This is a genomic window from Burkholderia sp. Bp9142 (assembly GCF_003853415.1).
GTDB lineage: Bacteria > Pseudomonadota > Gammaproteobacteria > Burkholderiales > Burkholderiaceae > Burkholderia.
This window is the reverse complement of sequence record NZ_QTPP01000073.1, coordinates 1-8,066: the sequence shown is the minus strand read 5'-3', so window position 1 is coordinate 8,066 and position 8,066 is coordinate 1. Positions and strand designations below refer to the sequence as shown.

At 58.5% G+C, this 8,066-nt stretch carries 7 protein-coding genes and 1 pseudogene; all 8 read right to left on the bottom strand.

The features are described 5' to 3' along the window. Nucleotides 1-406 precede the first annotated feature (406 nt). Nucleotides 407-643 carry a hypothetical protein gene (locus tag DIE22_RS37550; protein WP_124607528.1) on the bottom strand — a complete coding sequence of 79 codons (237 nt, stop codon included), beginning with the start codon at nucleotides 641-643 and terminating at the stop codon, nucleotides 407-409. Next, complete coding sequence (locus DIE22_RS37545; RefSeq protein WP_124607527.1) at nucleotides 640-1,152, bottom strand: hypothetical protein; 513 nt, start codon at nucleotides 1,150-1,152, stop codon at nucleotides 640-642. Before DIE22_RS37545 ends, DIE22_RS37550 begins: the two co-directional genes overlap by 4 nt. Before the next feature lie 623 nt (nucleotides 1,153-1,775). Beyond that, nucleotides 1,776-2,282 carry a hypothetical protein gene (locus DIE22_RS37540; RefSeq protein ID WP_124607526.1) on the bottom strand — a complete coding sequence of 169 codons (507 nt, stop codon included), beginning with the start codon at nucleotides 2,280-2,282 and terminating at the stop codon, nucleotides 1,776-1,778. Between the two features lie 966 nt (nucleotides 2,283-3,248). Continuing rightward, complete coding sequence (locus tag DIE22_RS37535; RefSeq protein WP_124607525.1) at nucleotides 3,249-3,851, bottom strand: FMN-dependent NADH-azoreductase; 603 nt, start codon at nucleotides 3,849-3,851, stop codon at nucleotides 3,249-3,251. A 185-nt stretch (nucleotides 3,852-4,036) separates the two neighbouring features. Next, nucleotides 4,037-4,804, bottom strand: coding sequence for an acetoacetate decarboxylase family protein (locus tag DIE22_RS37530; RefSeq protein WP_124607524.1), 768 nt, complete (start codon nucleotides 4,802-4,804; stop codon nucleotides 4,037-4,039). 58 nt (nucleotides 4,805-4,862) lie between these two features. Further along, the gene (locus DIE22_RS37525; RefSeq protein ID WP_124607529.1) at nucleotides 4,863-5,582 is read right to left on the bottom strand and encodes a pirin family protein; all 720 of its coding nucleotides are present in this window, start codon (nucleotides 5,580-5,582) and stop codon (nucleotides 4,863-4,865) included. A gap of 32 nt (nucleotides 5,583-5,614) precedes the next feature. Continuing rightward, entirely contained in the window at nucleotides 5,615-6,016 is a 402-nt protein-coding gene (locus DIE22_RS37520; protein WP_124607523.1) for a DoxX family protein, read from the bottom strand. Nucleotides 6,017-6,631: 615 nt separating this feature from the next. After that, nucleotides 6,632-7,891, bottom strand: a pseudogene (locus DIE22_RS37515) (IS4 family transposase). Nucleotides 7,892-8,066: the final 175 nt, after the last annotated feature.

The window sequence follows — 8,066 nt, the reverse complement described above, 5'->3', positions numbered from 1 at the left end:
GGGTCAAAGCTCAGCAGACCAAGGATGCCGCTGCATAACTCGGGACCGTTGGAAGGCGAAAAACCGAGGGAAGCTCGAGCGCTTGTAATCGTTCGCCAAAACGTTTCAATCAGGCATGCCGCTCCTTCAGCAACACTTGGCGTTCGCGTCGATGGGCCGCACGGCACAGTCACATTGAAGCGCCGTACATTTTGAACGGGCGTCGTAATGAGCGCTTATGGCGAAGCCAAGCGGCGTCGCCGACATCACCGACGTGTAGAAACACGGCTTGAGCACGCACTCCGCACGGTAATCGAGCATTCCCAGCAGCCAGCGCCTCATGAGGCTGCCCTCGCGTCACTGACCTTCGGATAGGCAAGCGCCAATGCGCACCCGATCAGCATACACGCTCCAAATCCGAGCATCCCTACCCGCTGCGAATGGAATTCGTCCTGCAGCCCCCAAAAATATAAGTACCGATGAAGCCGCCGAGATTCGCGAGCGACGTAATCATCGCGATTCCAGCCGCCGCGCCCGTCCCTTTAAGAAACGTGGGCGGCAACGTCCAGATGACCGGTGTGGTGGCCGCTGCGCCCGCGTTGACGAGCGAGAAAAGCACAACGGTCGGGAACGTCGTTTGAGGCGTGAATGCCGTGACGATCAACCCGCAACCCGCGACCAGGCATGGCACCGCCATATGCCAGCGGCGCGCGCGCGATCGGAGCTGCGATCGCACCACAGCATGCTAATCACGGCAGCCGCGTTTGGCAGCACCATCCAGAATCCAATCTTGAGCGGACCGCTCTCGCCGGTGTCGCGCAGGATCGACGGCAGCCAGAAGCTCGTTGCATACACGCCGATCATGATACAAGCGTCGATGAGACCAAGAATCCACAACCGCCGGTCGACGAACACATGCTTGAGCGACGAAATCCTCTTGGCATGCGGATGGTTGTCGACATTGTCGAGCAGGATTCGTTTCTCGTCGATCGTGAGCCACGATGCCCGCTCGATGCTGTTTGGCAGCGGGTTGCCGACAAGGCTCGAGATCGGCATTGCGGTCATGAACAACGCGACAATCCTTGCGCGCCGTTCGTAGGGAAACCACTTGGATAGATACAACAGCACGGCCGGTACGAAACCGGCTTCGGCAGCCCCGAGAAGAAAGTGCACGATGTAAGACCCTGCAACTCGTGGGCGCGCACTGCGAGGGCGAGATCGAGAAGGTTATCACCGGGGGCGCCAGCATGCCCAGGGTCGCCTCGTTCTGCGCGTCGATCGTCTGCAAGAAATAGATATCGCATGGCGTTCTTCCTGAAATGGATACACGATGGCTTTGTCGGAAATTGCGGCACGGCCGCTGCAGGGACGAACCGTGCGACCGGTTTGCACCTCCTCGTGGGGACGCCGTTACACCGATGACCGCCGGAGCCGCGGGGCACGATGGTCTGAAGTTGCTGACTGCGGTCAAGGCAACGCTTCCACACTGGATCGAATACGATTCTCAGTGTGGAACTCTGCTGGGCGATAGTAGGTGTTCGGCGAAACCTATCCGTTCAACGTTTGCTCCCACGGAATCGACATTGGTTTGCAAATTCTGTGCGTCGACCCGCACGACCTGGTTAATGCTGCTCTGCGCCGTCGGTTCAAACACGCGCGCAAGCTCTTCGGGCGTACGTCCAGATTTCACGAGTGACCATGTGACCCCGGAATTGGGCGGGGCAAGGGTACCGATGCTTGCCCATTTTCCGCACCTCCCTCACCGAAGGATAGCTGGCAGTTTTCGCGGGCCAATCTCAACGCGAGCCCTGGCCGGGCGGGATAGCTTCGCTCGTGGGGTCTTGGCTTGGCGCCTTCTGTTTCTCCCGCTTTCTTTTGCGCATTTCGCGATCGTAGTCGGCAGCGGTGGCGTCGGGATTGCCGGTCATCTTGCGGGCCAGTGCGGTCGTCACGGCACGCTGGTAGTCGGCAGCGGTGGCATGTGGATTGCCGGTCATCTCGCGGGCCAGCGTGGCGCGTCGCTCCTTTCGGAGCTGGGACGCGGTCCTCGCCGGAATTTCTACCCCGGGCTGTCGCGACGGGCCTGCTTCAGTGGTTCTCACCGGGCTTTGTTCGCGAAAACGTCTGTCTCGTTGCGATGTTTGCAGCGCAGCCTGGACTTCTGATTCACCATGGCCCGGCAGCGATGCAGCTGCCGATACCTCACTGTCACGGGGCACGATAGTGTGTTCGCCACTCTCGGCCAGTCTCGGCGCCGGGCCTCCAAGTTCCGCGATCATATCCGCGATGTCGGCGTCCGTCATCGTGGCAGGCACTGGGGCTGGCGACGTGGGCGCAGCCTGCATCAGTTCCGTGAAGCTCCTCACACGCTGCACCGGCTGTCGTGGTGGCATAAATGCCGGCAGCGCCCCGGAAGGAGAGGCGCCGTTGTGAAATTGGCGGCGCGCGAGGTCAGCCGGGAGCGCCCGAACCGGCCTGTTGGCACGCCCTGTCGCTGGCGCGGACGCATTTTCGGCTCGCCATGCCAGTTCTGAAGGCGCTGCCGGACCATGATGGGATCCAATCCGTTTCATCAACTTGGCTCCAGGATTAAGCGGCGACGTGCAACAAGTGCAGCCATGCCGGCGTACCTAGGATATCGATTCAGGTAGATAGCCCGCCCGAGTCAACGAAATTTGAGCGCCACGGGCGAACGAGGCCGTGTCGTCATGCCTGATGTAGGCTCCAGCGAGCAGGGCTTAGATGACTTAACTGATGATTGCTCAACGATCTACGCCACCGCCTGTAACCGTGCGCCGGGCTCGAGCACGGCGTCCACGTACATCAGGTCCGAATAGATCGATACCGGCGAACGCCGTCCAAATGCTTCGCCCGCCACGATAGCGAGTGAAGCGCCTTCGCCTCCCATAGCTGGCAATGTGCTCCAGTGTGATGGGAGAAGCCGGACTGCATCTCTTCAAGCGTCTTGGGCAATACGACCCGGAACTGCTGACCGAACAACGTCCCCCCCCGAGACCCGGCCTTTGCGGGAGTTCGCTTCGAGTGGACGATGCTGCGCCCCGCCGTCATCCAGCGTCGACAGAGTGGATCGCTTCCACAATGCCAGTGCTGTTGCGGTGGCCCATTTCGCCTTCGGGCAGGTAGCTCGGGGGCGACAGGCCAAAAAGTGGATGTGGGCGAATAAACCATCACAGAGATCCCGCACGAGAGTGCGGGATCTCGCTATCGACCGCCTCCCGTCCACCCGACATTCGAAATAGTCATGGGCGTCACGCTACTTCGGCAATCGCCTGCCTAGCCGATACCAAAGCCGCTTCGCGAGCATCGGGACCGAAGCCGATTTTCTCTGCATGGATGAAGGTCACATCGGTCAGGCCGATATAGCCCAGCAGGGTTCGCAGATAGGGTTCCTGAAAATCCATTACTTGGGCCGGTCCTTCGGAGTAGAGGCCGCCACGAGACTCGATGACGATGATGCTCTTGCCTGTCACCAAGCCCTTTGGACCTGCTTCCGAATAGCTGAATGTCACGCCAGGGCGCAGAACATAGTCGAACCAGGCGCGCAGTCCGGTAGGTATGCTGAAGTTGTACATTGGCGCGCCGATGACAATGATGTCTGCGGCTTGCAGTTCGGCGATCAGTTGATCCGACAGATCCCGCGCCGCCAACTCGTCGTCAGTCGCCGCGACAGCTCTGACACCGGCTACATTGGTGGTCGTGAGATGGGGAATCGGCGCCCCGCCCAGATCACGATAGGTGACGATTGCACCAGGGTTGCTATTCAACAGGTGGTGGACAGTTTCCTCGACCAGAATCTTCGAAACAGAGCCATTGCCGAGGACGCTGCTATTGAGGACCAGAATATTTGCCATGATCAATTCCCTAAATGGATGATTACGTGCCGATGATGCTGTTCTGAAAATCACTGCACTCGCCCCGCCCTATGTCAACCTGTATCGCCCAAAGCGGAATGCCGATCTTGAGAGTGGTCTACGGCGCTGAAGTTTGCATGACTGACAAGTAGTGTCGCGCCCGGGAAACAGAATACATACTGTGATCAGGCACCAAACGCGTAGGTCTGCGTGGGACGACGCAACCGAAATGTGGAGTTGTAGAATGCCGTGGCCTCGACACCTCCTACAATCGGCAATTCATGCAGCGCCGAGAACGTCGATGCTCCCGTGAAAATCAACGAACCATCGCCGGACCATATTTCCCCAGCGGTGAACTCCAGTGCTGATGGCACAAGTTCACAAACCGTCAGGGGTCCGTTGGGTACGGCAGAACCGATCACCCGAAGCCCGATGGCCTTGATTACCAGAGGTTGATCTTCACTGATCTCGTCAATCAATTCGCTCGGCCTAAAAATCCCCTGTGCCAAAGTAATTCCGGCCGGCCGAGACAATTGTGCCGTCACCAGCCCATACACGTTGGACTGGTTCATGTCGAAGTCGATTTCACCCAGAAGCTTGGGGTAGCCCTCTCGCTCCCGTCCGGCAAGCATGCCACGCTCGTTTGATATGAAGATGTGAGGAACGAATCCAACCTCTTCGCCACGGAATCGAGCGTGGATAATGTGAATGTATTCTCGAAAGGGGCCGACGCTGCTGAAGCCGTAGGAGAGAAACATCACCGACACTTTAGGGTTCTCTTCGATTTCCAGATCGGAGGGCAACAATGTCGCAGCGGCATCGGTATGAGTGCGGTAGCTAAACGTCACCTGATTTACTCCTCTGAAGGAGGCATCGGTGAAGCCAAGGGGGTCTGCATGCACGGGCATCGTTTGCGCAAGGTTTCTCCGAGTCAACTTTCCGGCAACGAACATGCCTTTCTCCTTAGGCTGCGGTTGAATTTTCGTCACTGCACAGACGATGCGGAATGCATTACGGAGGTGAAAATTGCGCTGAACTCGCAGTAACGACGAGAACGAGTTCGGAATCAATCAGAGCTTGAACCTCGATCGCTGGCTCTCCACGTAACGCCACCCCCTCACGAGCCTCGACGCGGATTCCGTTCACGATGACGACGCCAACGGCCGGCACCAGATAAGCGTCCTGACCGGTCTGCAATTCCAGTCGAGCCGTACTCCCTGCAAGAAGCGTTGCGCCGAATACCTCAGCATCCGCGCGGATCGCCAGCGCATTGGGCGCGCCAGCGCCGCTGGCGAGCGGGACGAACCGCCCGGCGCGGTCGGCTTTCGGAAACGGCTGCGTACTCCAGCATGGCATTCCGCCTCGCTGGTTCGGCTCAATCCATATCTGAAAGATCCGTGTCGGCACATCTTCATCATTGCGCTCAGAATGGTGGATACCGGTTCCTGCGCTCATGACCTGGACGTCGCCAGCTCTGATGTAGCCCTTGTTGCCAAGGTCATCCTCGTGGGTAATAACTCCTTCGCGGACATAGGTGACGATCTCGACACCGACGTGAGGATGCAGCGGAAAGCCCGTGCGCGGCGCAATCTCATCGTCGTTCCAGACATAAAGACGACCGACCGCGCGATGAGCAGGGTTGCCGTAGCTGCCTATGGCGAAGTGATGCTTCGCCTTCAGCCAGCCGATTTCTATGCCGCCAATCTCGGCAAGAGGTCTGTGTTCGATCATGGTCATGACACCTCGCACTTCAGCCGGTGCACTTACTGGCTAGCTCGCAAGCGACGAGCATCGAGACTGAACGAACCCGCGCCAAAAGCTACAACCTGAAGCAAACCACCGGTGACGGCAATGTTCTTGAGGAAATGAATCATTTGATTTTGGTCAGAAAAATTGCGGTGAAACGCAATCGCGGCTGCAATCGTGAAAACCGCCATGATTAGGGCCGCGATACGGGTCTGGTATCCGATCACTAGCAAGACGCTTCCACCGACTTCGACACCGACCGCAACCAAGTAGCTGAGCATCGGTGCCGGCAGTCCTGCGGAGGCGATATAGCCCTGGGTCATCTCAGGTGCTGCGAGCTTGCCAATGCCGCTCAGAAGAAACAGGCTGGCTACCAGGACTCGGCCAATTGCCGCAAGCGTCGAAGTATGGTTTTGCATGGAGTGATCTTCGCGTTGTTTGATGAGTGCGCCAAGGAGTATTCAGCGATGACGATTCCTATGGCGCGGTCTGTTCGGTTCCTACTCTCGGCTTCGTATGTCATACCCGGATTTGGGCAACGTCTTCCCAAGCCCAAGTACTACTAGCGTTACCATCGGACCGGATCTCCAACTCTTGCCGAGGCCCGCCTATGCCTCCGGCCTTCTGATCTGTCGCAGCCTCTACAATAGTGTTCCCCGAATCGACGCGGTAGCCTCGCGTTCGGCTACCCTGTGTCGCAAAAAGTGCAACGCTTGAATATGGGTCTCGGAGACTTGCAAGCCTTTGTGGAGCGACGCAACTATTCGAGCGCGTCATCATCCGTTAGCGGGGTCACATTGAATTCGGATTCAGCCGAAAAACCCTGCAACATTACTGCCATGATCAGGTCGCCAGACAACGGCAATTCATTGCCGAGCAAACCGTCAAGCCGGTTGGCTTTCGGATACCACTTGCAGGAAAAAATCTATCCAGACGCCCGAATCCACGAGCGCCATCGAGCCGTCCTCACGGCATCGAGATCGTCATCGAGAAAATGAGAAATCATCCGTAAAGTCCCCGCTAAAGGCATGTCGTTATACAGAAGTGTCGGCATCACCGTCATCGCGCAATAAGCGCATGGTTTCCGCGGCGATATGAACTTTCGTAAGCCCCTTCCAGATGGTCTCCGCGCCGGGTTCGCCGTCGCCCTTGCGAGCGAGGAAACCGCCGAGGCGGGCGACCAAGCGCAACACTTCGTTGAGCTTGGGTTGCACAGATCTCGGCGTTTTCGTAAGCAGGTACGCAGCTCGAATTTCATCGGGATCGAAGAACAGACGCGCGTCCAAATCAGGACAGATCCGGCCCAGCCGCATCAGATAGGTCACGCGCCAAGCCACCACAAGGAACAGCGCCAACGCACGCTCGAGTCGCTCAATCGTGCCCAACTGCAGTTCTTCGACCTGACAGCCGTTCTTCAGAACGTTGAACAGGATTTCGATTTCCCATCTCGCCCGATACCACTCGATCAATTCGGTCGCTTCATCCAGCGTGGTCGCCGTACGGTTAGTCAGCAAGCGCCATTCGATCGGCTTCACACCGGCTGGTGGGTCAAACTCGCGCGCGACCAGGCACGTTGCAGCGACGCTTTTGCTCTTGCTCGCGGGCAACTGCACGCGCTGCAGCCACAGGCGCTGGCGCACCGTGCGCGCTTTCACACCTTGGCGTGCGGCCATCGGGAAGGCGATTTCGCCCACCGCTTCGTCGTGCGTGGCACGCTCCCACAACTTATCGCCCTCAGGCAGGCTGCGGTTATGCGCGGCACGTACCAGCCAGTCGGCCGGGTTGCCCAACGCATCGGCGCGCTCCATCAACGCCATCAAATCCGCTTCGCGGTCGGCCACATACACCAAGCGGGTCGACGGCATATCCGGCGCCATCTCGGCGATGCGCTCGTAGCCTTCGATCCAGCGCAAACTTTCCTTCGGGCCACCGCGTCGGCCCGAGTCGTCCTTTTTCTCGCGGGCCCACATCCAGGCGTCCACGATGCCCAACGGCTCGCGCTGCGGCGTCACCGCATAGGTCGGGTGAACAAACATCCCCCGCTGCGCCTCATACGTCAGCGGCCCCAATCCGAGCGCATCCTGACCATTGAAATCAAGCTCGGTGGTGTCTTGAAGACAGAGCACGACCTGATGCGTCTGCATCCGCGTTTGCGTCTGCTGCCAATGCGGCTCCAGAATCGCATGCCACTAGACCTTCTCGTTATCGAAGAAGCGGTACGCCGCTATCGTTTCGCCCCAACCATGGCATGCCTGCGGCACGCTGGCCGTCGGGTCGGCCGACATCCTTTCCATCAAAATCTATGGTCACCCCCGTTTTTGCAAGGCTGATCTTTGATGCTGTGGTTGGCTTGCCTAAATCTATCCGGCGTCGTTGTGGGGATCGCTCCCCGTGACCTTACCCCGCCGAGTACACCATTCGTAAGTTAGTGGGCTCGCCGTTTTTCGGTTGATGCAATTGCCGGAATTG

What these genes read in the sequence shown, in the direction of transcription:
- DIE22_RS37520 (WP_124607523.1), bottom strand. Translation starts at nt 6,016, where the DNA reads ATGCAAAACCATACTTCGACGCTTGCGGCAATTGGCCGAGTCCTGGTA.
- DIE22_RS37540 (WP_124607526.1), bottom strand. Translation starts at nt 2,282, where the DNA reads ATGACGGACGCCGACATCGCGGATATGATCGCGGAACTTGGAGGCCCG.
- DIE22_RS37535 (WP_124607525.1), bottom strand. Translation starts at nt 3,851, where the DNA reads ATGGCAAATATTCTGGTCCTCAATAGCAGCGTCCTCGGCAATGGCTCT.
- DIE22_RS37525 (WP_124607529.1), bottom strand. Translation starts at nt 5,582, where the DNA reads ATGATCGAACACAGACCTCTTGCCGAGATTGGCGGCATAGAAATCGGC.
- DIE22_RS37530 (WP_124607524.1), bottom strand. Translation starts at nt 4,804, where the DNA reads ATGTTCGTTGCCGGAAAGTTGACTCGGAGAAACCTTGCGCAAACGATG.